Raw genomic sequence first — 985 nt, forward strand, 5'->3', positions numbered from 1 at the left:
TGTTCATGAAAATCCTCGCAGCTTCGGTTCTCACCATTGGTCTGGCCACGTCAGCCATGGCGCAAAGCGCCGGCAGCAACAACGCAAATGGAAGCGGCAGCGGCAAATCGGTGACGGTTGAGCCGAACACGCCGGCTTCACCGAATACGGTCGAGCCGGACACTGTCGACCCGGGCACGACCAACAGCACGACTGGCACGGTAGGGGACATGAATTCGAACGCGGATCAGAATTGCCCGACCAACCCGCAAGGCGCGCAGACGGACGCCGATGGTAACGCGACGGCGCCAACGGTAAACGATAATAATTGTGGCAAGTAACCGCACACGGATGAAGCCGCTGGGCATCGCCCAGCGGCTTCATCCGTTTCTCTGGTCCGCAGCACTCGTTTTGCCGAACAGCCGGATTTGTGGAGCGGGTTTTCCGGCGGGCGGGCGCAAAAACAGGTGTTTTGAATTGAGCAGCCGTTTGAGCACTCTACCGTAGGTAAAATACAGGACCCGACCGTTGGCGAGATCGAATTCCACTGTTCCCCACCGCCTGACCGGAGCCTTTCCTGTGCAAGGCCCCAGCCTTCTGATCTGGAATCCCAGTCTGATTTTGCGCGTTCCGATTTCAAGATAGATGCCTGGCAGAAGGCCGAGCACATGCCATAGCCGTACAACATGCTCGACCGACATGGCCGGCGAGATTATCAGGTGGCTGGGCTGAAGCCGTGCCCAGACGAAGTCGCCTTTCGGCTGCGGCATTCCTGACAACAGCCCCCGGCAGTAGGCCGGCACCGCCTCGCTCACCAGAATCCGCATAGCGGTTGCCGTGCTGTCGACCAAGGCTTCTCTCGAGGTCCAGTCAGCTTCGGAAAACGGCACCTGCCCGAGAATGTCACCCTCGTCAAAACCGGCGGACATCTTGTGGAGCGTGACGCCGCCATGAGCCGCACACCGGCCGTCCACGGCCAAGCGCTGGGTCGGATGTGGCCCTCGAT

General features: G+C 60.2%; 2 protein-coding genes. One reads left to right on the plus strand and one right to left on the minus strand.

Annotated elements, in window-relative coordinates:
* Positions 1-320: hypothetical protein (locus EN939_RS35690; protein WP_206528446.1), on the plus strand; the 320-nt coding region annotated here is incomplete at its 5' end.
* Positions 321-359: 39 nt separating this feature from the next.
* Here EN939_RS35690 and EN939_RS35695 read toward each other — a convergent pair.
* Positions 360-985, minus strand: a 626-nt coding sequence (locus EN939_RS35695) for a hypothetical protein (RefSeq protein ID WP_206528447.1), incomplete at its 5' end; no start/stop codon positions are given.

Origin of the sequence: Mesorhizobium sp. M7A.F.Ca.CA.002.05.1.1 (assembly GCF_003998335.1) — a bacterium.
Taxonomy (GTDB): domain Bacteria; phylum Pseudomonadota; class Alphaproteobacteria; order Rhizobiales; family Rhizobiaceae; genus Mesorhizobium.